Origin of the sequence: Bradyrhizobium sp. (assembly GCF_030646015.1) — a bacterium.
In the GTDB taxonomy this organism is placed as follows: domain Bacteria; phylum Pseudomonadota; class Alphaproteobacteria; order Rhizobiales; family Xanthobacteraceae; genus Bradyrhizobium.
Genome location: NZ_JAUSLT010000179.1, coordinates 15,891 through 39,517, shown reverse-complemented (window position 1 = coordinate 39,517; position 23,627 = coordinate 15,891). Strand labels below are relative to the sequence as shown.

Annotated in this window: 19 protein-coding genes and 2 pseudogenes; 11 read left to right on the top strand and 10 right to left on the bottom strand. The window is 64.6% G+C overall.

The features are described 5' to 3' along the window. Positions 1-1,126, top strand: a 1,126-nt coding sequence (locus Q7T45_RS26240) for an aminotransferase class III-fold pyridoxal phosphate-dependent enzyme (RefSeq protein ID WP_304874832.1), incomplete at its 5' end; no start/stop codon positions are given. Between the two features lie 295 nt (positions 1,127-1,421). On the opposite strand, the gene Q7T45_RS26235 is transcribed toward Q7T45_RS26240, so the two are convergent. After that, positions 1,422-2,264: a hypothetical protein gene (locus Q7T45_RS26235; RefSeq protein WP_304874830.1), complete on the bottom strand. Its 843-nt coding sequence runs from the start codon at positions 2,262-2,264 to the stop codon at positions 1,422-1,424. Positions 2,265-2,373: 109 nt separating this feature from the next. Between Q7T45_RS26235 and Q7T45_RS26230 the strand changes: the two genes are divergently transcribed. After that, positions 2,374-3,348, top strand: coding sequence for a tripartite tricarboxylate transporter substrate binding protein (locus tag Q7T45_RS26230; RefSeq protein WP_304874828.1), 975 nt, complete (start codon positions 2,374-2,376; stop codon positions 3,346-3,348). A 231-nt stretch (positions 3,349-3,579) separates the two neighbouring features. Here Q7T45_RS26230 and Q7T45_RS26225 read toward each other — a convergent pair whose 3' ends face one another. Together Q7T45_RS26225 and Q7T45_RS26220 are read right to left on the bottom strand one after the other, a co-directional pair. Beyond that, a complete protein-coding gene (locus Q7T45_RS26225) occupies positions 3,580-3,969 on the bottom strand; it encodes a type II toxin-antitoxin system VapC family toxin (RefSeq protein WP_304874826.1) in 390 nt (129 codons plus the stop codon). Further along, positions 3,950-4,231, bottom strand: coding sequence for an AbrB/MazE/SpoVT family DNA-binding domain-containing protein (locus tag Q7T45_RS26220; protein WP_304874835.1), 282 nt, complete (start codon positions 4,229-4,231; stop codon positions 3,950-3,952). The genes Q7T45_RS26225 and Q7T45_RS26220 overlap by 20 nt, the downstream gene beginning before the upstream one ends. Before the next feature lie 304 nt (positions 4,232-4,535). Between Q7T45_RS26220 and Q7T45_RS26215 the strand changes: the two genes are divergently transcribed. Both Q7T45_RS26215 and Q7T45_RS26210 read left to right on the top strand, forming a co-directional pair. Further along, complete coding sequence (locus Q7T45_RS26215) at positions 4,536-5,240, top strand: hypothetical protein (protein ID WP_304874824.1); 705 nt, start codon at positions 4,536-4,538, stop codon at positions 5,238-5,240. Between the two features lie 44 nt (positions 5,241-5,284). Further along, on the top strand, positions 5,285-5,920 hold the full coding sequence (locus Q7T45_RS26210) for a CYTH domain-containing protein (RefSeq protein WP_304874823.1): 636 nt from the start codon (positions 5,285-5,287) through the stop codon (positions 5,918-5,920). A 538-nt stretch (positions 5,921-6,458) separates the two neighbouring features. Here the strand turns inward: Q7T45_RS26210 and Q7T45_RS26205 are convergent. After that, positions 6,459-10,205: a vitamin B12-dependent ribonucleotide reductase gene (locus Q7T45_RS26205; RefSeq protein WP_304874822.1), complete on the bottom strand. Its 3,747-nt coding sequence runs from the start codon at positions 10,203-10,205 to the stop codon at positions 6,459-6,461. A gap of 681 nt (positions 10,206-10,886) precedes the next feature. Between Q7T45_RS26205 and Q7T45_RS26200 the strand changes: the two genes are divergently transcribed. Next, positions 10,887-11,786, top strand: a complete 900-nt coding sequence (locus tag Q7T45_RS26200) for a DMT family transporter (RefSeq protein WP_304874821.1) — start codon at positions 10,887-10,889, stop codon at positions 11,784-11,786. Beyond that, on the top strand, positions 11,783-12,682 hold the full coding sequence (locus Q7T45_RS26195) for a DMT family transporter (RefSeq protein WP_304874819.1): 900 nt from the start codon (positions 11,783-11,785) through the stop codon (positions 12,680-12,682). The genes Q7T45_RS26200 and Q7T45_RS26195 overlap by 4 nt, the downstream gene beginning before the upstream one ends. Positions 12,683-12,737: 55 nt before the next feature. Here Q7T45_RS26195 and Q7T45_RS26190 read toward each other — a convergent pair whose 3' ends face one another. Continuing rightward, entirely contained in the window at positions 12,738-14,141 is a 1,404-nt protein-coding gene (locus tag Q7T45_RS26190; protein WP_304874818.1) for a hypothetical protein, read from the bottom strand. Between the two features lie 280 nt (positions 14,142-14,421). On the opposite strand from Q7T45_RS26190, the gene Q7T45_RS26185 reads away from it, so the two are divergent. Then, complete coding sequence (locus Q7T45_RS26185; RefSeq protein ID WP_304874817.1) at positions 14,422-15,402, top strand: helix-turn-helix transcriptional regulator; 981 nt, start codon at positions 14,422-14,424, stop codon at positions 15,400-15,402. 94 nt (positions 15,403-15,496) lie between these two features. Here Q7T45_RS26185 and Q7T45_RS26180 read toward each other — a convergent pair whose 3' ends face one another. Beyond that, the gene (locus Q7T45_RS26180) at positions 15,497-15,979 is read right to left on the bottom strand and encodes a BA14K family protein (RefSeq protein WP_370691364.1); all 483 of its coding nucleotides are present in this window, start codon (positions 15,977-15,979) and stop codon (positions 15,497-15,499) included. A gap of 356 nt (positions 15,980-16,335) precedes the next feature. Here Q7T45_RS26180 and Q7T45_RS26175 point away from each other — a divergent pair, with 356 nt between their 5' ends. Both Q7T45_RS26175 and Q7T45_RS26170 read left to right on the top strand, forming a co-directional pair. After that, the gene (locus tag Q7T45_RS26175) at positions 16,336-16,746 is read left to right on the top strand and encodes an NADH:ubiquinone oxidoreductase subunit NDUFA12 (protein WP_304874815.1); all 411 of its coding nucleotides are present in this window, start codon (positions 16,336-16,338) and stop codon (positions 16,744-16,746) included. 100 nt (positions 16,747-16,846) lie between these two features. Next, positions 16,847-18,175, top strand: coding sequence for a S41 family peptidase (locus Q7T45_RS26170; RefSeq protein ID WP_304874813.1), 1,329 nt, complete (start codon positions 16,847-16,849; stop codon positions 18,173-18,175). 586 nt (positions 18,176-18,761) lie between these two features. Here Q7T45_RS26170 and Q7T45_RS26165 read toward each other — a convergent pair. Then, positions 18,762-19,469, bottom strand: coding sequence for a DJ-1/PfpI family protein (locus Q7T45_RS26165; RefSeq protein ID WP_304874811.1), 708 nt, complete (start codon positions 19,467-19,469; stop codon positions 18,762-18,764). A 115-nt stretch (positions 19,470-19,584) separates the two neighbouring features. Between Q7T45_RS26165 and Q7T45_RS26160 the strand changes: the two genes are divergently transcribed. Then, positions 19,585-20,523: a GlxA family transcriptional regulator gene (locus Q7T45_RS26160; protein ID WP_304874810.1), complete on the top strand. Its 939-nt coding sequence runs from the start codon at positions 19,585-19,587 to the stop codon at positions 20,521-20,523. A 5-nt stretch (positions 20,524-20,528) separates the two neighbouring features. Here Q7T45_RS26160 and Q7T45_RS26155 read toward each other — a convergent pair. Further along, positions 20,529-21,467 (bottom strand): annotated as a pseudogene (locus tag Q7T45_RS26155) (citrate transporter); the annotation flags it as partial. A gap of 14 nt (positions 21,468-21,481) precedes the next feature. Between Q7T45_RS26155 and Q7T45_RS26150 the strand changes: the two are divergent. After that, positions 21,482-21,724: pseudogene (locus Q7T45_RS26150) on the top strand (helix-turn-helix domain-containing protein); the annotation flags it as partial. 14 nt (positions 21,725-21,738) lie between these two features. On the opposite strand, the gene Q7T45_RS26145 reads toward Q7T45_RS26150, so the two are convergent. Continuing rightward, on the bottom strand, positions 21,739-22,503 hold the full coding sequence (locus Q7T45_RS26145; protein WP_304874808.1) for an outer membrane protein: 765 nt from the start codon (positions 22,501-22,503) through the stop codon (positions 21,739-21,741). Between the two features lie 172 nt (positions 22,504-22,675). Beyond that, positions 22,676-23,623 (bottom strand): alpha/beta hydrolase, encoded by a 948-nt coding sequence (locus Q7T45_RS26140; protein ID WP_304874807.1) that lies wholly within the window; start codon positions 23,621-23,623, stop codon positions 22,676-22,678. Between the last annotated feature and the right edge of the window lie 4 nt (positions 23,624-23,627).

The following is a 23,627-nucleotide window of genomic DNA, read 5'->3' as shown; positions in this document are numbered from 1 at the left end:
TCCGCAGTTCTTCGCCAGCGCCGAGGGCTGCCGCATCCGCGACGTCGACGGCCGCGAATACATCGACTTCATGTGCAGCTGGGGGCCGGTGCTGCTCGGCCACCGCCATCGCGAAGTGGAGGCGGCGGCGCAGGCGCAGGCCGCAAAGGGCGACTGCTTCAATGGTCCCGGCGAGGTCATGGTGGATCTCGCGGAGGATTTTGTAGCCTTAGTGCCGCATGCCGACTGGGCCATGTTCCAAAAGAACGGCGGCGATGCCACCACGGCCTGCGTGACCATTGCGCGGGCCGGCACCTCGCGGCGCAAGGTGCTGGTGGCGCGCGGTGCCTATCACGGCGCGCTGCCATGGTGTTCGCCTGTTGTCGCCGGCGTCACCAGCGAGGACCGCGCGCATCTCGTGCATTTCGACTACAACGATGTGGCGAGCCTGCATGCCGCCGCCGCCGGGGCGGGCAACGATCTTGCCGCCGTCCTGGTCACCGCCTTCCGTCACGACATGGGCCGGGATCTCGAACTGCCGACGGCGGAGTTCGCCAAAGCCGCGCGCGCCATCTGCGACGCGGCCGGCGCCGCCCTCATCATCGATGAAGTCCGTGCCGGCCTGCGGCTCGACATCAGGGGCAGCTGGGAGGCGCTCGGCGTGCGCCCGGACCTCGCCGCCTGGAGCAAGGCCATCGCCAACGGTCACGCGCTGGCGGCCGTCACCGGCAACGACCGGTTTCGCGAGGCCGCGACAAAAGTCTTCGTCACGGGATCATTCTGGTGCGGCACCGTGGCGATGGCGGCCGCCCGCGCCACGCTGCGCATCGCGCGCGAGACCGACGTGCCCGCGCATATCCACGCGATGGGCCTGCGGCTGCGCGCGGGGCTGGCGGCATTGGCCGACGAGCACGGCATCGCCATCCGCCAGAGCGGCCCGCCGCAAATGCCCTTGATGTTGTTCGATGCCGATCCGGAGGTCCGCAAGGGCCGCGCGTTCTGCTCGGCGGCGCTGCGCCACGGCGCGTTCTTTCATCCGCAGCACAACATGTTCTTGTCGGCGGCGCATGGGCCTGCGGATATCGACGAGGCGCTGGAAGCGGCGGCGCATGGGTTCAGGGCGGTGAGCGAGCTGCCGAAGGTGTGAGGACCCGTAGCCCGGATGAAGCTCGCTGGTCGGCGCAACGCGCCGGCCAACGGGCGCAATCCGGGTCTCTCTCTATCGATACACCGCCCTGGATTACGCGACCGGACGCGCTTGCGCGCGATCCGTTCACTCCATCCGGGCTACGCGCTAAACCCAAACACCTTCGTCGTCCCTGCGAACGCAGGGACCCATACGCCGTGCACTTTCGGCTCAAGCGCTGAAGGTCGACATCTTCCGTAACAACCCACACCTGTGGTTATGGGTCCCTGCGTTCGCAGGGACGACGAGGGCGCAGTCATTTGCCGCTGACGAATTGCACCCATCCGTCCTGCTGCGACTTCAGCAGATTTTTTCTTTCTTCTTCCAGTTCAACGACGCGCCTGGTGGTCTCTCTCATCGCGCGGGCCGCGACATCGTAGCGGTCCACCGTGCGTTGCAGGGGAAAGATGAATTGACCGTCGACGACCTTGTAGGCGCCGGACTCGGCGACGAGAATCGCGACATAGTCGCCATAGGCGCGATAGAGTTCGGCGCGTGCCGACAGCAGCCTGGAAACAAGGGCCGTAAATTCCGCGTGCCGCTTGTCGATGTGATCCAGCAGCCTGGCTGTGGTCTCGTTTCCGGCATTCAGCGAGAGCGCGTGTTTTTCCACCTTGTCACGCTCGGATTTCAACAGCGCGAGGTAGCGCGGCATGAATGTCGTCGCATTGGCTTCCGCCGTTTTCAAATCGCGGCGAAGCGCCTCGAGGGCATCCCGGCTCGCCGCGCCGAGATTGCCGATCCCCCGAACCGCTGATGGCTCGACTTCGCTCGACAGCTTTTCAGCGGCCGCGCTGGTTTCATTCGCCGCCTGGACGGCCATGGCCGTCAGCCGCAGGAACCTGTTTTGGGGATGTTGCGTGAGTGCTTCGTCGATCTGCCCCGGACGGGTGATGTCCTGCAATGCCGCCGGGCTGTCACGAACGGCGCTGCCCCTCTGCAGTCTGCTCAGGTCGGATACGAACCAGGCCCCAACCGCAAACACGACGAACAGCAGCAGGAACGCTATCCATACGCGCGTTTTCGGATTCGGATCTGAAGGCATATCGTCGGCCTCCCATCGCTCCCGGTCAGGTCCGTTGCATCCATGTGCCGGCACGTCCCCTTGACATGTTAGCGCTCCGCCGTCGGAATGGCGAATAGCGCAAAAAGCGCAGCGTCGCGGTGTCCTCACCCGGCGCATCAAAAACAAAAGCGGGAGGATCGAAATGTTTCGCCATCTCAGAAATTTCGCGCTTGCAGCATTTGCAGCCGCCAGCCTGCTCGGCGCCGGCAGCGCCCAGGCGGCGTTTCCGGAGCGGCCGATCACGCTGATCGTGCCGTGGGCCGCCGGCGGCGGCACTGATGCTGTGGCGCGCCAGATCGCCCAGATGCTGGAACGCGATTTCAAGCAGCCGGTCAACGTCGTCAACCGCACCGGCGGGTCGGGCGTGGTCGGCCACCAGGCGATCGCCACCGCCGCACCCGACGGCTACACGTTCGGTCTCATCACGCTCGAGATCAATTTGATGCACTGGGTGGGGCTGACCGATCTCACCTATGAGAAGTACACGCCGCTCGCGCTGGTCAACCAGGACCCCGCCGCGATCCACGTCAAGGCGGACTCAGCCTTCAAGACCGTCAAGGAGCTGTTCGCGCATATCAAGGCGAACCCGAACAAGGTGGTGGCCTCGGGCACCGGGCAGGGCGGCAGCTGGCATGTCGCGCTCGCCGGCCTGTTGCAGGCCGACGGCATTCCGCCCAACTCGATCCGCTGGGTGCCGTCGACCGGCGCCGCCACCGCGCTGACCGATCTCGCCGGCGGCGGCGTCGACTTCGTCGCGTGCTCGATGCCGGAAGCCGAGGCGCTGATCAAGGCGGGGCGCCTGCGCAGCCTGGTGTTCTTCTCGCCGAAGCGCGCGCCGAATTTTCCCGATGTGCCGACCACCGAGGAGGCCACCGGTCACAAATGGCACAAGGGCGTGTGGCGCGGCTTCGCAGCGCCCAAGGGCCTGCCGAAGGAGATCGCCACGCAATACGAGACCGCGATCAAGAAGATCTGGGACTCGGCCGAGTTCAAGGACTTCATGAACCGGCGCGGCTTCGACATGATCTATCAGGATTCCGCGCAGTTCGCGGCGTTCATGAAGGCGGACAACGAGGACAACGGCAAGGCGCTGAAGTCGCTCGGGCTGGCGAAGTGAGGGAATAGCTCATCCTGCGGGCTGGGCGTTGAACGTGCACCAAACACGCTCGTCGTCCCTGCGAACGCAGGGACCCATACGCCGTGCATTTTCGGCCCAGGCGCTGAAGGTCGACACCTTCCGTAACAACCCACACCTGTGGTTATGGGTCCCTGCGTTCGCAGGGACGACGATAGATCAGATAGGTTGAGCAAGTGCTCGACCCGTCCGCCGCCAGCCGCGCGGCCGGTGTCACGGCGCCCGCACCTTGATGCCGCCGAGCGCGTTGGCGGCTTTGGCGAAATCCTGGTCAAAGCTGATGAAGGCCTCGCAGCCTTCCGCCCCGGCCAGATGCAGGCCATCGGCAAAGTCCACGCCTTGCCGCATCCAGGCCAACGCCTTCGCCGCGGCGGCGGCATCTTCCAAGCTGACGTGGGGCAACCCGGCAAAATCGGCAAGGGCCCTGGCGCACCGGGCAACGGAAAATCCATAGACGCTGCGCAGCACCCACTCGGTCTCCAGTAGGACGGTGGTGCAGACGAAGACGTCATGATTATCGATCAGCCTGCGCGCCCGGGCAGCCTGTGCGGGATCGTCCGCAACGAGATAGCGGACGATGAGATTAGTATCGATTGCGAGCATGTCGCCGCTTCGCCTCGGCGGCGATCCCTGCCTTCATGTCCGCGATCGACTTTGACGGCCCCGTGCAGGGCAGCGAGCCGAACACGTCTTTCGGCCGGGTGGGCGCAAAGACGGGCTTCGCCTTCAGCAAAACGCCCTCGATGGTATCCTCCACCGTCAGTTCCGTTCCGGCGGGCCAGCGGAGTCGCTCCCTGATCGCCTTGGGCAATATCACCTGGCCCTTGGTCGATACAATGGTGGTCAGCTTCTGCTTGGCGGACATGGCGGCTTCTTCCAGTAAGACGAAAGTAAGATAGTGGAAGCGAGGCCGAATTGCAAGATTGTCCATGCCGAAAGTGACCCGCCGCTTCGATTGAACCCCGGTTTCGGCGGATTACGCCGCGCTAATCCGCCCTACGCGCGGCAAGACTAACCGATCATTAACCATACCAGCCCATGATTTGAGCCGAATTCGGGTGGGCAAGCGCGCGCGAGCCATGGCTGGTTTGTCACCGCGATGGCTCTTTTGTTTTGCTGACCGGAGATGGGACGAATCTCGCGACTGGGCTGAGACACAGGGAACGCAGGTGACCGAAGCACCGGCGAGGGAAACGCAAGCGGACAAGCAGCCCGAGGCGGCACCGCAGGTGGCCTCGAGCCGGGTGCCGGTGATCGCGGTGTCGCTGGCCGCCCTGGTCGTCATTGGTGCCGCCACCGCCAATTCCTTGCCGAGTTTCGGTGGCTTCTCTCTGCCGGATTTCGATCAGGTCGCCTTGCCGGGCGTCGATCGGTTCTCCTTGCCGGACTTCAGCCGCTTCTCCCCGCCGAATTTCAATCGCGTCGCCGCACCTCCTCCGCCTGACCCGGTTCCAGTCCTCGTACCGGATCCGGTTGTCAGGGCGGGACTGAGGGACATCCAGATGTCGCAGCAGCAAAACGCCGATGCGTTGGCCTCGCTCACGCAGAGCTCCGCAACCCAACAGGCGGATTTGAAAAGAATAACCCGTCAACTCGCCGTGCTGACGGCGCAGGTGAACTCCCTGCAGAACCCGGTGACGCCGCCGCTGACGACTTCCAGCATCCTGCCGTCGGCGACTTCCGGCATCCTGCCGCCGGTGACTTCCAGCATCCCCCGTCGAAATCCTCGCGCGCGGGTCGTCCATGCGTCGCGAAAAGTAGTCCCTCCGGTTCTTCCTCCAACCCTTCCGCTACTTCCCAAGCCTGCCGGTCCTGTTTCGGTAGGAGGCGCTCCGCTGAATCCTGCGCCGACAGCCGGCCCGGACGCAAGCTGACGCGCAGGGCGCGAGAGCCAACGGGTCGCGGGAATGCGCGTCCGATGATAAACGCACGTATTGCGCCGACCATAGCGCAGCGTATGGCACCGACCGAATCGTGTGATGGGCGGATTACGGTTACGCTCATGCGGGCTACATGCCAGAATGAACAAGTAGTTCAATATCCGCAAGAAGAGCGTAAATCAGTCATGTCGCAGGAAATCGAGCGAAAATTCCTCCTGGCTCACGATGGATGGAAATCGTCCATCGCCGGAAGCGCTCGAATACGGGATGGTCTCATCGCGATTTTCAATGGTCGTAAGGCGCGAGTCCGGATCATAAATGATCACGCAACAATAGCACTCAAGGGCCAACAAGATGGTTTTGGGCGCCCCGAGTTTGAATATGAAATACCGGTGTCCGATGCCGAAGAAATCTTGCGTACCATGTGTGATGATCGTGTCCTGGAAAAAACCCGATACTACGTCCCATATGCGGGGCTGACGTGGGAAATAGACGTCTACGACGGCCTTTTGAAAGGCGTCGTGATCGCCGAAGTCGAATTCGATCGGCAGGACCGCGTGCTGGAATTGCCCGATTGGGTTGGAAAAGAAATAACGGACGATCGCCAGTACAGCAAATTCAACATGGAGAAAGCTGCGAGGCGCGGAGAACTGCTGCTGCAGGAAAAGCCCTAAGCAACGACACCTCTCAATCGCCACAGGACCGTGGGCGCAACGGGCAACGGGGCGCGCGAACACCCGCCCGATGACAGAGGGTTGAGCCCTTTGCGAAAATCCATCGAGATATGAACACCAAGTGATGGGGATCGCTTCCGCCTTCGCTCTGCGGGCTACGGCGGACAAGTCGCTCCACCCATCATCTTACGGGCTAAAAACTAGGCACCGACAGCGACTCTACGAATTGACCCAAGTCCTCTGGACGGGAGAATTTCTCGCCAAGATGCTTGAGCACACGTTTGTTCAATTCAATGGACCATGTGCAAATTGCATTAGAGAATGCGTCTGCTTCATCCCGGGAGACTTCAAGCTTCGTGCTTGAGTATGTCGCTCGGGTGTCAAGGCGTCTCTGAATAGTCTGAGAAAGCTGGAGTCCAGTAAATCGACTCATTTTCAACCTGCCATGTAAGTACGTTAAGTATGCAACTGGCAGCTTACAAAACAAAGGCCGCTCTTGCGAGCGGCCTTTTTGCGTTGCGCTATTTCTATAGGATGCTCACGAACACCCCGTCGTGCTGCCACACGTATCGCACTTCATGCACGTCCCATTCCGGACCAGCGTGAAGTTGCCGCATTCGCCGCACATCTCGCCTTCGTAGCCTTTTGCCCTGGCTTCCTGGCGGCGTTCGGCCTTGGACGGGGCGGCCTGGGCGGCGGCTCCCGCCTTGCTCCATTGCAGGGCTTCCAGCTTTTCGGTCGGCGACAGATCGTGCTGGGCTTCCTGCTTCAGCGCGACGGCGCCTTCCATCACGTCGGCGGCGCGGGCGGTCGGGCCGTGGCTCGACATGGTGGTGACGTTGTGGGCCCCGCGGGCTTCGGTTGCCGGTTCCGCCGCGACGCTGCGCATGACGACGAGATTGTCGGTGCGCGAGCGGGTCAGGCCCTTCGACAAATACTTGTTGTTGGGCTGCTCCGGCGCCTTGCCTTCGTCGACGCCCTTGCCGATGGCGTCGAAATTGGTTTCGGAGGGGTCGACATGGGCGAGGTCGAAGCGGCCCATGTAGCTGACGGCGAGTTCGCGGAACACGTAGTCGAGGATCGAGGTCGCGAACTTGATGCTGTCGTTGCCCTGCACCGGGCCGTTCGGCTCGAACCGGGTGAAGGTGAAGGCGTCGACATATTCCTCCAGCGGCACGCCGTATTGCAGGCCGAGCGAAATCGCGATGGCGAAATTGTTGATGATGGAGCGGAGCGCGGCACCTTCCTTGTGCATGTCGATGAAGATCTCGCCGATCCGGCCGTCGTCATATTCGCCGGTTCGCAGATAAACCTTGTGGCCGCCGACCACCGCCTTCTGGGTGTAGCCCTTGCGGCGATCCGGCATGCGCTCGCGCTCGCGCATCACCACGATGCGCTCGACCAGCCGCTCCACGACCAAATCCGAGAGCTGCGCGGTGCGCGCGGCCATCGGCTTGTCGTAGAACGCCTCGACGGCATCCTCTTCCTCGTCGTCGTCGCTGATCAGCTGCGAGTTCAGCGGCTGCGACAGTTTCGAGCCGTCGCGGTAGAGCGCGTTGGCCTTCAGCGCGAGCTTCCAGGACAGCAGGTAGGCGGACTTGCAATCCTCCACCGTGGCGTCGTTCGGCATATTGATGGTTTTTGAGATCGCGCCCGAGATGAACGGCTGCGACGCCGCCATCATGCGGATGTGGCTCTCCACCGAGAGATAGCGCTTGCCGATCTTGCCGCAGGGGTTGGCGCAATCGAACACGCTGTAGTGTTCGGCCTTCAGATGCGGGGCGCCTTCCACCGTCATCGCGCCGCAGATGTGCACGTTGGCGGCCTCGATCTCGCGCTTGGAGAAACCGACCGCGGCGAGCAGGTCAAAGCCAGGTGCGGCAATGGCTTCCGGCGCGATGTTCAGGGTGTTGCGCAGGAACTCTTCGCCAAAGGTCCACTTGTTGAAGGCGAACTTGATGTCGAAGGCGGTGGGCAGCGCGGCTTCCACCTTTGCCAGAGCTTCGTCGGTAAAACCCTTGGCCTTCAAGGTGGAAACGTTGATGGCGGGGGCGTTGGAGAGCGAGCCGTGGCCGACGGCATAGGCCTCGATCTCGGCGATGTCTGATTCGCGGTAGCCGAGCGCGCGCAGCGCCTCGGGCACGGCGCGGTTGATGATCTTCCAGTAGCCGCCGCCGGCGAGCTTCTTGAATTTCACCAGGGCAAAGTCGGGCTCGATGCCGGTGGTGTCGCAATCCATCACGAGGCCGATGGTGCCGGTCGGCGCCACCACTGTCGTTTGCGCGTTGCGGAAACCGTGGAGTTCGCCGAGTTCGAGCGCCTGGTCCCAGGCGTATTTGGCGCGCTCGACGATTTCGGTCTGCGGCACGCTGGCGTAATCCAGCGGCACCGGGTTGACCGCGATGCCTTCATAGCCGCGCGATTCGCCGTGGGCGGCGCGGCGGTGGTTGCGGATCACCCGCAGCATGTGGCCGGCGTTCTTCTTGTAGCCGGGGAAGGGGCCGAGCTCCTTGGCCATCTCCGCCGAGGTGGCGTAGCTGGTGCCGGTCATGATCGCGGTCAGGGCGCCGCACAGCGCGCGGCCTTCCTTGCTGTCGTAGGACAGACCCATGGTCATCAGCAGGCCGCCGATGTTGGCGAAGCCGAGGCCGAGGGTGCGGAATTCGTAGGACAGTTCCGCGATCGCCTTGGACGGGAACTGGGCCATCATCACGGAGATTTCGAGCACCACGGTCCAGAGCCGGCAGAGATGCTCGTACCCCGCGACGTCGAACTGTTTTGTCGTCGTGTTGTAGAAGGTGATCAGGTTGGCCGACGCCAGGTTGCAGGCGGTGTCGTCCAGGAACATGTAGTCCGAGCACGGATTGGAGGCGCGGATATCGCCCGACGCCTTGCAGGTGTGCCAGTCGTTCATGGTGGTGTTGAAGTGCAGGCCGGGATCGGCCGAGGCCCAGGCGGCGTGGCCGATTTTTTCCCAGAGGTCGCGGGCCTTGAGAGTCTTGGTGATCTTCTTGCTGGTGCGGCCGATCAGGTTCCAGTCGCCATCGGTTTCCACCGCGCGGAGGAAATCATCCTTCAGCGAGACCGAGTTGTTGGAGTTCTGGCCGGATACGGTGAGATAGGCCTCGGAATCCCAGTCGGTGTCGTAGACCGGGAAATCGATGTCCTTGTAGCCTTGCTTGGCGAACTGGATGACGCGCTTGATCATGCCGTCGGCCACCATCGAGCGGCGGGCCAGCTTGATCTCGCGGCGGAGCGCCGGGTTCTTCTCGGGATCGAAGCAGTCGTCGCCGCTGCCTTCGCAATTGACGCAGGCCTTCAGCACGGCCTTGAGGTGGCGCTGGTTCAGCTTGGAGCCGGTAACGAGGGCGGCGACCTTCTGCTCCTCCTTCACCTTCCAGTCGATATAGGTCTCGATGTCGGGATGATCGGCGTCGACCACCACCATCTTGGCGGCGCGCCGGGTGGTGCCGCCCGACTTGATCGCGCCGGCGGCGCGGTCGCCGATCTTGAGGAAGCTCATCAGGCCCGAGGAGCGGCCGCCGCCGGACAGGCGCTCGCCTTCGCCGCGCAGGCGGGAGAAGTTGGAGCCGGTGCCGGAGCCGTATTTGAACAGGCGCGCCTCGCGCACCCACAGGTCCATGATGCCGCCCTCGTTGACGAGGTCGTCATTGACGCCCTGGATGAAGCAGGCATGCGGCTGCGGATGCTCGTAGGACGACTTTGATTTGGTCAGTTTGCCGGTGAAGGGATCGACGTAATAGTGGCCCTGGCCGGGGCCGTCGACGCCATAGGCCCAGTGCAGGCCGGTGTTGAACCACTGCGGCGAATTCGGCGCGACCATCTGCTTGGCCAGCATGTAGCGCAGCTCGTCGTTGAAGGTGCGGGCGTCTTCTTCCGAGGTGAAGTAGCCGCCCTTCCAGCCCCAATAGGTCCAGCAGCCGGAGAGGCGGTCGAACACCTGCTTGGCGGAGAGTTCGCTGACATAGCGCTCGGATTCGGGAAGGGTGGCCAGCGCCTCGGTGTCGGGCACCGAACGCCACAGCCAGGACGGCACGGTCTCTTCCTCGACCTTCTTCAGGCGGGCGGCGACGCCTGCTTTCCGAAAGTACTTCTGCGCCAGCACGTCGGAGGCGACCTGCGACCAGAACTCCGGCACCTCGACGTTTTCGAGGCGGAACACCACCGAGCCGTCGGGGTTGCGGATCTCGGATGTCGTCAATCTGAAATCAATGCCGGTGTACGGTGACTGGCCCTGGGTGGTGTTGCGTCGTTCGATTCGCATGGTCGTGCCCCGTCTTTTGTCTGGTACCGGACCCGCGTTGCACCGCGGCCGGGTGTTATTTCCTCGAGCGAACCCCTGAGCGCACAGGCACCCCCTGTGTCCAAACGTCCGCAGCTCAGCCGGTGGACCGGCCCTGTTCTCTTTTCAACGCCCCAATGCTCGAACCGCCGGCCATTGTTGGCCCGTTTTTGTCGTTCCGAAAGTCCCGAGATTCAGGGCAAGCAAGCCCGTCACCCGTGCCTTGTCAGGCGCTCGGAATGGTCGATTTGGAACCCTGTCAGGGAGCGTTCAGCGGGACTAAAAACCACCCGGCACCGAACGATCCAAAACTAGGCCGACTCCATCGCGCCCGTCAAGGATTAGTACGAGTTCCTGAATCAAACACTAAATATGGTGCGAATTGGGGAAAACCAGCGGTCGCCGACCCTTCTGATCTGGGCCAAGTATCAGTGAGTCCTCAGAGATTCCCAAGCGAAAATATTTGTTCCGGAGCGACCAATCTGGAGTTCGCCCCGCTGTTCACAGGGCAACTATATTTTGGGCCCTCCGGGGTGTTTGGGGGTTGCTCCGGGAAGACTCACGTAGGGCTACGGAAGTTGTGGCAGGCATGCCCGCCGGCGCATGGTCTTGGGCGGGCATTACCGGCAAGGTGCCGCCGATTCTTGCCGGTAGCTCCACTCCATGATCGACTCAAAACCAACGCCCGCGCGTGGCGCCATCACGCCGGCCGGCCTGATGTTCCTCGCCATCACCTCGGTGGGCTGGGGATTCAACTGGCCGGTGACGAAATACCTGCTGAGCGAACTGCCGCCGCTGACGATGCGCGGCGGCGCCGGCGTGATCGGGGCCTTGCTGCTGGCGGCGATGGCTGTCTTCTCGGGCCAGAGCCTGCATGTGCCGCGCGCGCTGTGGCCGCGGCTGGTGCTGGCGGCGATGCTCAATGTCGCGCTGTGGATGGCGCTGATGGGGCTGGCGCTGTTGTGGCTGCCCGCCAGCGAGGCCGCGCTGATCGCCTACACCATGCCGATCTGGGCCTCGATGCTGGCCTGGCCGGTGCTCGGCGAGCGGCCCAATCTGCTGCGGGTGATTTCGCTGGTCATGGCGTTCGCGGGGCTGGCCTCGATCATGGGCGGCAACGGGTTTGCGGCCAGCGTGGAAAAGCTGCCGGGAATCATCATGGCGCTCGGCGGCGCGCTCGGCTTTGCGGTCGGTACCGTGATGGCGAAGAAGCTGCCGCTCAATCTGCCGCCGCTGTCGGCCGCCGCCTGGCAGATCGGGATCGGCTGTTTTCCCGTCGCCATCATCGGCTTGCTGGTCGAGAACGCCGATATCGCAAAACTTTCGAATCTCGGCTGGATCCTGCTGTTCTATTCGACCGTGATCCAGTTCTGCGTCGCCTATGTGGCCTGGTTCGCGGCACTCGCCCGACTGCCGGCCTCGGTGGCCGCGATCGGCACCATGGCGGTGCCGGTGATCGGCGTCGCGGCGTCCGCGGTGGCGCTCGGCGAGCCGCTCGGCCTCGGCCAGATCGCCGCGCTTGTGTTCACGCTGGCCGGCGTGGTGCTGGCGACGCGGTCATGAGCGGTGTGTCGAGCCAGCGCGCGGCGCGAAGCATCTCGCCGCTTGGTCTCGTGTTCCTCGCCGTCACCTCGGTGGGGTGGGGCCTCAATTTCCCGATCATGAAGAACCTGCTCAGCGAGTGGCCGCCGCTGTCATCGCGCGGGCTGTGCGGCATCGTCGGCGCCGCGGCACTGGCGCTGTTTGCGGTGGCGCGAAAGCAGAGCCTCGCGGTGCCCAGGCCGATGTGGTCGCGGCTCGTGCTGGTGTCGCTGCTGACGATCGGCGGCTGGGTCGCGTTCATGGGGCTGGCCTTGCTGTGGCTCCCCGCCAGCGAGGCCGCGGTGCTCGCCATTTCGATTCCGGTGTGGGTGGCGCTATTGGCCTGGCCGATCCTCGGCGAGCGGCTGTCGCTGCTGCGCGCGATCTCGCTGGCGGTGGCGCTCGCCGGCATCGCGGTCCTGATCGGCGGCAACGAAATCGAGGCCAGTTTTGTCAAGCTGCCGGGATATTTGTGCGTGCTGGCGGGCGCGATCTGCGTCGCGCTCGGCACCGTGCTGACCAAGCATTTTCCGCTGGCGATGCCGCCATTGTCGCTGGCGGCCTGGCAGATCGGGATCGGCTGCCTGCCGATCGCGATCGTCGGACTCGTGGTCGAACAGCCGCAGTTTTCCGCGCTGTCATGGATCGGCTGGGCGTCGATGCTCTACATGACGCTGATCCAGTTTTGCCTGTGTTACGTCTGCTGGTTCGCGGCGCTGGAGCGATTGCCGGCGGCGACCGCCTCGATCGGCACGCTGCTGGTGCCTGTCATCGGCGTGCTCTCGGCCGGCGCGATGCTGCACGAGCCGCTCGGCCTGCGCGAAATCACCGCGCTGGTGGTGACGCTCGGCGGCGTCACCATGGCGCTGCGCTCCTGAACGCAGAAGGACGGCGCACCGGGAAGCGCCGTCCTCCGTCGATGTTCGCTCGTTCTTACCGGAAGCCGGGACGCATGAACGGGCGGTGCATGGGCTGCGGGCGCGGCCCGGGAGCGGTCTTGATTTGAACCATCGGACGCCGCGGCATCGAAGCGTGCGAGGTCTGCCAGTTGACGCGCCGGTCGGGGACCTGCGCGACCTTCACGCACTGGAACGAAGTGCTGCTCTTCTGGATCGCGCTCGTCGAAGGCGGGCAGGCGCATGCACTGGCCGTCGCCTTGCCGCCGACACAGACGATGCGCGGGGGCGGCGGGGTCACGCGCGGCGGCGGCGTCACGATGGTCGGTACCCGTGCCTCGTTCTGCGGCTTGCCAGCAGGCGGGTTGCGATTGTCGGGATTGGCGTTGCTCTGCGGCGGAGCAAAATCGCCATTGCAGTGGATGGTGATGCTCTTCCATTGGGTCGACGGACCAAACGTTCCGCCGAGCACTTCGGCCTTGTATTGCACTGTCGTGGTCTGGGTGAAGTGCTCGACCTGGGTCCAGTCATCGCCGAACTTGCCGCCGCCCAACGCCGACGCCTGCATCTGCTTGGCTTCGCCTGATATCGCGCCGCCATTGACCTGGCGCCACAGCTTCACATTGACCGGGCCGGCCTTGTCGGTCGCAACGCGCGTCGTGACCTTCAACGGCTTGCACTGCGTGCCGCTCGGGCCGTGTTGGGTAGAGGCGGGCGTCACGAAGGTCTGGAGAAACAGGTCGATGCCGGTCGCGGTGACCTTGGTGCGATGCGGCTCGCGATCGGCGTTGCGGTCCGCGCCCGTCCGCGGCGGCCCGAGGCAGTCCACGGTGACGTCGAACGTATCGTGACGGGTCACATCGCCGCCATTGAACCCCCAGCCGACCTCTGAAATATCCACCTCGGCGTCCAAGCCCTTTAGGGTATTGGCGGAAAACGTCGCGTCGACCGTCATCTTGAAGCTGTGACGTTGGTTCGCCGGTCCGGCGTTGCAGCCATCGACGATCCGCTTGCGATAGAAGAGGGCGCCGGAACGGGCTTCGAGCAACTGTTCGACCGGGAACGAGAGGCTGCGGTTCACGTCGTAGTCCCGTTGGTTCGGCACTTCGAACAGAATTCTCGGATAGGATCCGCATTCGGTGCCGTTGCAGTCGCCGAGCCAGACGCCGACCCGCTCGACGTAGCCGCGCCCTTTGGTGTCGACCTTCAGATGGGCGTCGAAGCCGACGTTCCCCGGCAGGACTTCCTTCCACTGGTCGCCGTCGTGCTCCACCTTCACGATCGCGGCGAAGAAAGTGGATTGGGCGTCGAACACGGCCTCGTCGATGCGAGCGTCCTCGGCCTGCGCGCCGAACGAACAGGCGACAAGCAGGGCGGTCATGGTGCCCGCCAACAGCGCACGGGTGCGGTGGCGACGGGATGAATACGCGATCTCGGTCATGATGGTGTCTCCCTGAGGGCTGGTGTGGGCCGCGCAAGGCTGCGCGGTTCATGGCCTCGGTCGGCGATGCCACCCGGCCGGTTCAGCGGAGGTGTGGGAAAAGTTCTTGGAATCAATGATTTAGGCTTGGAGCGAACAGCTTTGTTCACTGCCGGCATAAATGGGCTGGATTGTCGCAGCCTTTGAACGCAACCGGCTCGGCCAAGACCAATTTCCGACCGCCATCGATGGCAGACTGGCAACGACGCCACGCAAGGTCCGCACAGTGAGAGGTGCCACCATGAGCGTTGCGTTGTCCGAGCCCATGCCCATCCGCGTATCGAGCGGCCCGCTTGCGCCGGGCGCCGTCGTGCGCGGCCATGAGGGCTTCATGAAGCTGAACATGCAGCTGGATTTCGCCAACCGCTCGCCGAACGGGCGAAAGCTGTCGGTGGTCGCCAGAAGTTTTGGGCCGGTCGGTGTCGGACGCGTCGACGGCACGCCATCGAGCTTCTATCGCAGGCCCAGCCATCTCGCCGATGGCCGTGACCTGCTGTCCATCATCATCAGTGGCGGCGGACGATTTGAACTCGACGGCGCCCGCGGTGAGAACCGGTTCACCGGCCACGGTGCGGCGATCCTCGAAAGCCGCCGCGCCAGCGCGCTGCATTCCCTCGATGACAGCACCGCCTGGACCATCTGCATGGAGCGCGCGCCGATGGAGCCGCTGCTTGCCGGGATATCCCAGCCGCTGCAGTGCTGCCTGGCGAGCGACAATCCCGCCCTGCGCCTGCTGGACGCCTACCTGGCGGCGCTGTTCTCGCTGCCGCAGGCATGGGATCTGGCGCTGGTGACGCTGCACATCCGCGATCTGGCGCTGAGCGCGCTCGGGGTACGCGGCGACGTGCAGGCGCTGGTGCGCGAGCGCGGCGTCCAGGCCGCGCGACAGGCCGCGGCACTCGCCGCGATCCGCGACCGCGCCTCCGAGCCCGGGCTCACCGCCGAGTTTATCGCCGGACAGGTTGGGCTTTCCGTGCGCTATTTGCACCGGTTGCTGGAACCAACCGGACGGACTTTCGCGGAGCACCTCCTGGATCATCGGCTCGACCGCGCCGTCGCCATGCTGCGGGATTCCGACAGCACGCATCGGAAGATCGGCGAGATTGCGTCCCTCTCCGGGTTTTCAGACATTTCTCATTTCAACCGCAGCTTCCGCCGCCGGTTTGGCGATACGCCCCACGGCGTACGCGTGCGCGCCACCCGGAGTCGGGCGTGGTCCTGAGCGGACTTCACGGTAATGGATTTGGCTGGGCTGCAATAAAAAGGACGGCGCACCGCAATGCGCCGTCCTCATGTTCGGTAGACGCTAAGAGCTGTTACGGGCAGGCGTGCCGCAGGCCGTCATAGCCGAGATAAGTGCCAGAGCGCACATCGTAGGAACGATAGGTCCGCCGACAATACTCGACGTCGTCGCCGCCAACGGGAGCCACCGTGACAACGGGCTCATCATAGTACCCATCATCGTAATAGCCGTAGCCCGGCGAGCCGTAATAGCCGTAGCTGGATCCCAGCGCGCCGCCGATCACCAGACCAGTACCGAAGCCGTATCCACCGTAGCCGCGGGGGCGATAGTGGCGATTGCCACCGACGTGACCGCCGCCCTGCCAGTTGCCGCCGCTATAACGCGGTCCGCCGCCGCCGATGACGGCACCGCCGCCGCCACCGCCGAATTTGGTGCCGAGGCCCGGGCCGGCAGCATAACCGCCGCCACCGCCGCCCATGCGCATACCACCGCCGCCGATGGCTGCTCCACCGCCGCCCCCGATGGCAGCGCCGCCACCACCGCGCACCCCGCCCATCCCTTTATCCTGGGCAAAGCTGGCGGTGGGTACTGCCAGGGGCAACAGGAGGGCCATCACGGCGGCCGCACTCAAAACTTTAAGACTGGTCATTATCGGCTCCATTTACGGGACTGCGTCTAAAACCCTCGGACAGGGCGGACGTTCCCGGGCCCGGCACAATTGTGCGTGGCCAAGACTGTCAGGTGGGAAATGTATGCGGAATGAACGAATTGCAACGATTCCGCGACCTTGGGTCACAGAAAGGTGTTGGTCGCGTGGGCGCCGTCCAACCGGCCCACGCGCGCCGACTTCAACTGGACAATCCGGCCCGCCGATGGCATCAGGGGCCAAGCGTTCTCGAACCGGCCTCGCGCATGAAACTGTTTTTTCTGAAGCTCTTCACCTGGTGGAACGGCCAGACCTTTGGCACCCAATTGTGGACCTGGCGGTTCGGCGAGCTGGTCGGCAAGGACGAGCAGGGCAATCTCTATTACCGCACCAAGGGCGGCACGATCGATCCCACGCTCGGCTTCCAGCGGCGCTGGGTGGTCTATAACGGCTATGCCGAGGCCACCCGGGTGCCGCCGTCCTGGCACGGCTGGCTGCATCACACCGTCGACGTCGCGCCGACCGAAGAGAGCTACAGCCCGCGCGAATGGGAAAAGCCGCACGTTCCCAACATGACCGGAACGCCGGCGGCCTACCGGCCCTCGGGCTCGACGCTGGCCAGCGGCCGCCGTCCCAAGGCCACCGGCGATTACCAGCCCTGGACGCCGGGCCAATAGCGGTTGGTGCCATCCCGTTCGGCGCGCTTCGGCCCCAAAAAAGCCGGCATACGCCGTCCATGCTGGGGCACCTGACAGCACACGGAAGGGGCGGCCGGTCATGTGCAGGATTTCCCATGTTCTCGTTGGCGCCGCACTCGGCGCGGGCCTGACGGTTCTCGCCATCCAGCCGCCGACGGCGCTGGTCAGGGCGGCCAAGGCTGCCACAGGCAACGACACCTATTCGCGGCTCAATCTGTTCGGCGACGTGTTCGAACGGATCAGGGCGAGCTATGTCGAAACGCCCGACGACGGCAGGCTGATCGAAGCGTCGATCAGCGGCATGCTCAGCTCGCTCGACCCTCATTCGCGCTACATGAATGAGAAGGCCTGGCGCGACATGCAGGAGACCACCAGCGGCGAATTCGGCGGCCTGGGCATGGAAGTCACCATGGAGGACGGCCTGGTCAAGGTGGTCGCGCCGATGGACGACACACCCGCCGCGAAGGCCGGCATCATGTCGGGCGACTTGATCAGCGCGGTCGACGGCACCGAGGTTCAGGGGCTCACGCTCGAGCAGGCCGTCAAGAAGATGAAGGGCCCGATCAATACGAAGACCCGCCTGAAGATCATGCGCAAGGGCGCCGAGCAGCCGATCGAGATTTCGGTCGCGCGCGAGGTCATCCGGGTGCGGCCGGTGCGCTACCACACCAGAGGCGGCGACATCGGCTATATCCGCATCACCTCATTCAACGAACAGACCACCGACGGCTTGAGAAAAGCCATCGCCGACATCTCGAAGCAGATCCCACCGGAGAAGCTGGCCGGTTATGTCGTCGACCTGCGCAACAACCCCGGCGGCTTGCTCGATCAGGCGGTGTCGGTATCGAGTGCGTTCATGGCGCGCGGCGAGGTGGTCTCGACGCGCGGCCGCGCCACTGAGGAAACCCAGCGCTTCACCGCGCGGACCGGCGACCTCACCAGGGGCAAGCCGCTGGTCGTCTTGATCAACGGCGGATCGGCTTCCGCTGCCGAGATCGTGGCCGGCGCGCTGCACGACCACAAGCGCGCGACGCTGATCGGCACCCGCTCGTTCGGCAAGGGCTCGGTGCAGACCATCATCCCGCTCGGCCCCGGCAAGGGCGCGCTGGCGCTCACCACCGCGCGTTATTTTACGCCGTCCGGCCGGTCGATCCAGGCCAGGGGCATCACGCCCGACCTCGAAGTGTTGCAGGAGGTGCCGGACGCGTTGAAATCCCGCGCCGACTCCAAGGGCGAGGCGTCGATGCGCGGCCATTTGGCCGCCGACGGTGCCGAGCAGACGGGATCGCAGGCCTACGTTCCGCCCGAGGAGAAGGACGACAAGGCGCTTGGTGCGGCCTTCAATTTGTTGCGCGGCGTTACCGTCAAAGCGGATGTCCCGTCGCCCAAAAAAGCGATCCCGAACTGAAGCTTCCGCCTGTGGAAAGCGGGAACAGCGGGGACATCTTTCGCGGCGTTGTTGAATGCCGGCCGAAGTCATGGCCCAATTAGCCATCTTGCGGAGATGGGAGACCATCGCGTCGGTTCGGGCAACAGTTCGCGACTGCCCCGATTTGCAGCGGCTGCCGATCAGGATGTGGCTGGGAGATAGGCCCCCGGCGCTGAAATCCTGAAATCGCCCGTCAATGTGGAGCTGCCGCAGGAAAGGAAAGGCCGTCCGGGCAACCGGGCGGCCTTTTTCTGTTGAGCTTGGAGTGCAAGTAGAGCGGTTGATACGTGCAGCAGGCAGCAGGCAATTCATCTCGTGTCCCGGACGCGGTGCAGCGTTCTTCACGCTGCTCCGCAGAGCCGGGATCCAGACTTCTGCTGCGATGGGCCCCGGCTTAGCAGCGCACCACGCCGCGAAGGCATAGCGCGTCGAAGACGCGCGTGAACGCGCTGTTCGCGCTGCGCAGCATCCGGGGCACGAAAGACCCCATCCTTATCAGGATGACGTCTGCGAGGCCGGCCCCGGATTTCGCAAGGGCTCCATCCGGGCTAAGGGACTTCGGCGATCAGCTTGCCGGCGCCTCTTGCGCCGCAAGTCTTGCACCGGCGCGGGCGATCATCTCGCCGCGGCGGACCTGCGACGCCGCGATCCTGTCCTTCATGAAGGCGAGCACTTCCGGCGGCGCGGTGTCGGGCGAGCCGGCGTTGAACGGCGGCGCCGGATTGTATTCGAGCCGCAGCTGGATCGCCTCCGCGGTGCGCCGGTCGACCAGCAGCGACACCAGCGTCAGCGCGAAATCGATGCCCGCGGTGACGCCGCCGCCGGTGACGCGGTTGCGGTCGACGCACACCCGCGTTTTGGTCGGCGTTGCGCCGAACGCGGCGAGGAAATCCATCGCGGTCCAGTGCGTCGCCGCGCGGTAGCCTTGCAGCAGCCCGGCGGCGCCCAGCACGAGTGATCCCGTGCATACCGAGGTGATGTATTTGGCGCCCGCTGCCTGTTTGCGCAGGAAGGCCAGCATCTCCTCGTCGTTGATCATGTCGTCGGTGCCGAGCCCGCCGGGCACGCAGATCACGTCGAGCTGCGGGCAATCCGCGAAGCTGACCGTCGGCGTGATCGTCAGCACGGAGTCGCTGGTGACCGGCTCGATCCGTTTCCAGATCAGATGCACCTGCGCGCCGGGCACGCTGGAGAACACCTGCAGCGGTCCGGTGAAATCGAGCTGGGTCACCCGTGGAAACAGGACGATCCCGATCTGAAGCGGCGCGGACATGGTGGGACCTTTCGGGGTTCTGCTGGCAGGATTTTGCTTGACCGGCGTAGCTTGCCATGGTGGCCTTGCGTCCGAAATGCCATATTTACCTCATTTCAGGACATAGGCCAAGATCATGATCGGCGTGCTGATATTTCCGGATTTTCAGCTGCTGGACGCGGCCGGGCCGATTTCGGCGTTCGAGATCGCCGCCCGTTTCGCCGGCCAGCCGCCATCGATCAAGGTGCTGGCGGTGAAGCCGGGTCCGGTCCGCAGCACGTCCGGCGTCGAGATGCTGGCGCGCGGCCTCAAGCCGTCGGCGGCGATCACCACGCTGATCGTGGCCGGTGGCGAGGGGGTGCGGCAGGCGGCGCGATGCGAGAAGACGCTGGCCTTCGTGCGGGCCATGGCAAAACGTGGCATCCGCGTCGCCAGCGTCTGCTCCGGGGCCTACATCCTGGCCGAAGCAGGCTTACTCGACGGCCGCCGCGCCACCACGCACTGGCAGCGCACTCCGCATTTTGTGAAGACCTATCCGAAGATAAAACTGGAGCCGGACCGCATCTTCGTCCGCGACGGCAATATCTGGAGCTCGGCCGGGATCAGCGCGGGCATCGACCTCGCACTGGCGATGGCGGCGGAGGATTTTGGCGACGAGATCGCGCAGCAGGCCGCGCGCCAGCTCGTGCTCTATCATCGCCGCAGCGGCGGCCAGTCGCAATTCTCCTCGCTGCTGGAATTGAAGGCGCCAGCCGGCCGCTTCGCGCCGTTGCTGGCCTGGGCGCGCGAGCATCTCGATGCGCCGCTGACGGTCGAGGACATGGCCGAGCAGGCCGGCATGAGTTCGCGGCATTTTGCCCGTGCGTTCATCGCGGAGACCGGCACCACGCCGTCGAAGGCGGTGGAGCGCCTGCGCATCGAGGTGGCGCGCCAGCGCGTGCAATCCTCCTCCGAGGCGATCGAGCGCGTCGCCGAGAGCACCGGCTTTCGCGATCCGGAGCGGATGCGTCGCGCCTTCATCCGCGCCTTCGGCCAGCCGCCGCAATCGCTGCGCCGCGCGGCGCGGGCGGGGTAGCGCACCTATTTGAGCGCCGCATCCGGATGCCAGCCGAGCACCGCGAGCATCACGAAAAATCCGACGACATAGGCCGCCGCCACCGGCCAGCCCTGGCTCACCCAGCGTCCGACCTACTTCGCTTCCGGATACATGTTGGCGAGCGCGACGCCGGCGGAGGAGCCGAACCAGATCATCGAGCCGCCGAAGCCGACGGCGTAGGCGAGATAGCCCCAGTCGTAGCCGCCTTGCTTCAGCGCCAGCGCGGTCAGCGGGATATTGTCGAACACCGCCGAGACGAAGCCGAGGCCGAGCGCGGTCTGCCACGAGGCAAGGGGAAGTGTTTCGACCGGCATCAACGAGGCCGCCGTCACCAGCGCCAGCAGGAAGATGGTGCCTTTGACCGTCTCCGGCATGATCGACCAGTCCGGCGCGCGCAAACCCGCGGAGAGCAGGATCACGGCCCAGACCGCGAGCCCGAGCACGGGAAGCACATCCAGCAGGGCCGGAAATTTCAGGTTCGCGGTGATGTTGGCGGCCAGCGCCGCCACGAGGATGGCGGCGACGATGAACACCCGCGCCGGGTCGATCTTCAATCCCTTCGGTGCATTTTTCTGGATCGGCGAGTAGCGATGCTGCTGGATTGACGCCGGCACGGCGAAGATCAGCATCGCGACGATGGCGGCGATATAGGCCTCCACCACGCTGAGCGGGCTGACGCCCGCGATCCACATCATGGTGGTGGTGGTGTCGCCGACCACGCTGCCGGATCCGCCGGCGTTCGACGCCGCGACGATCCCGGCGAGATAACCGATGTGGACCTTGCCCTGGAACACGTGCCGGGCCACCGTGCCGCCGATCAGGGCGGCCGCGATATTGTCGAGGAAGCTCGACAACACGAACACCAGAACCAGCAGGACCAGGCCGCCCTTCCAGTCGTCGGGCAGCAGCGCCGGCATTTCATCCCATGGTGAAGAACGGGACCCCGCCGTCGAAGGCGATGGAGCGCCTGCGCATCGAGGTGGCGCGCCCGCGCCTACAATCCTCCTCCGAGGCGATCGAATGCGTCGCTGAAACCACCGGCTTTCGCGATCCCGAGCGGATGCGCCGCGCTTTCATCCGCGCCTTCGGCCAGCCGCCGCAATCGCTGCGGCGCGCGCGGAGTAGCTGCCCCAACATACACGAAAAAGCCCCGGATGATGCCGGGGCTGAAGTTCGCTGAAGATAGAAAGCTCGTCAATACTTGGCGACGACCGGGCCACCCCAGTTGAAGTGGTAGTTGATGCCGGCCTTCACGGTGTGGAACGTGTCGTCCCACTCAGAGCGGAGCGTGGCAATCGTCGGGGAATATCGGATCGTGCTCTTGCCGAGATCGATGTAGTTGTATTCGACCTTGGCTGACCAGTTCGGAGCGAACATATATTCAAGACCGGCACCGACGGTGTAGCCCCACCTGGTATCGTTCGCAACGAAGGTGTTCGCTGCGCCGCCGTTGAGCGCTGCGTCATAGCGATGCTGTATGTCACCGACCGCAGCGCCGCCGCTGACGAAAAACAGGGCGGGACCGGCGGCGTAACCGAGGCGGCCCTTGATGTCGCCGAAGCTGCGGAGCTTGGTGTAGTAGGTATCGCCCAGGTTCGGCGGACCCACGTTGATCACGGCAGAACGGCCGCTGATGTCGGCCCAGTGGTAGTCTCCCTCGAGTCCCAGCACAAATGCGCCGCTCTGCCAATTGTAGCCGACAACGCCGCCAGCGAAGCCGCCGCTGGTGTCATAGGTTTGCGTGCCTACGAAAGCCGCCGTGTTCGGCGCGTTAAAATAGATTTCATTGCTTCGACCCCAGCCGCCACCGCCCTGGCCTCCGACGTAGAATCCGGTCCAGGTCAAGATCGGTGCAACGTGAGCCGGCGCCTTGGCGTAGGGGCGCGCCGCAAGATCGGCGGCCGTGGCGGAGGTGACCATCGTGATGACGCCAACCGCGCCAAGCAACAATCTGTTCATTCCGACTCCTATTCTCGCCCCAAGGCGGGATTGCTTTTCTGATGCAACCGTAGGGGATCGCGACCCGAATGGCTGTTACCCGGTGGCCACAGTGCAGCAAATAAGCGCCATTTCCACCTTTCAGTTCGCACCAGCCGGGACCTTCAAAGGATGATCTGGGTAGGCGCCCTGGCTAGCCCTGCGCCTTCAGCCACGCGCCGATCTCGCTGGCGGCGACATTGGCCTGTTGCAGCAATTTGCCCATGGTGAAGAAGCCGTGGAACTGGCCGGGAAAGTGCCGGTAGGTGACCGCCACGCCGGCCTGTTTCAGCCGCTCGGCGTATTCGTCGCCTTCGTCGCGCAGCGGATCGGCGCCGGCGGTCAGCACATAGGCGGGCGGCAGACCCACCAGCGTGGTGGCGCGCGCGGGCGAGGCGCGCCAGTCGTGCACGTCGGCGGCGCCGTTGAGGTAGTGATCGCGAAACCACTTTATGACGGAATGCGTCAGCAGCAGGCTGGTCTCCGGCTCGCTGTGCGAGGGATGCGTCATGGCAAAATCGGTGGCGGGATAGATCAGCACCTGGCCGGCGATCGCGGGCCCGTTGCCGTCGCGCGCCGATATCGCGACCACCGCGGCGAGGTTGCCGCCGGCGCTGTCGCCGCCGACCATCAGCCTTGCAGCATCGATGCCGAGCTGTTTGGCGTTATCGGCGATCCATTGGGTCGCGGCGATGGAATCATCGACCGCGGCGGGAAACTTGTGTTCGGGCGCGAGGCGATAATCGACCGAAATCACGATCAGCCGGCCTTCGTCGGCCAGCTTGCGGCACACCACGTCATGGGACTCGAGATCGCCGATCACCCAGCCGCCGCCGTGAAAGAACACCAGCACGGGTGCCAGACCATCGGTCCGCCTCGGATTTTTCGGCGTGTAGATGCGCGCGGGGATGGGTCCGTGCGGGGCGGGGATCGCCAGCGGTGTTGTCGATTCAAGCTCGGGCGGTTCCGGGTTGGAGACAATGCGGCCGGCCAGATAAAGCCGGCGTGCCTCTTCATGTCCCACCGTCTCATAAGGCGGCCGTCCGGCCTCCTGGAAGGCTTTGAAGACGGCGGCGGCATCGGGATCGAGAACGGCGGGCATGATA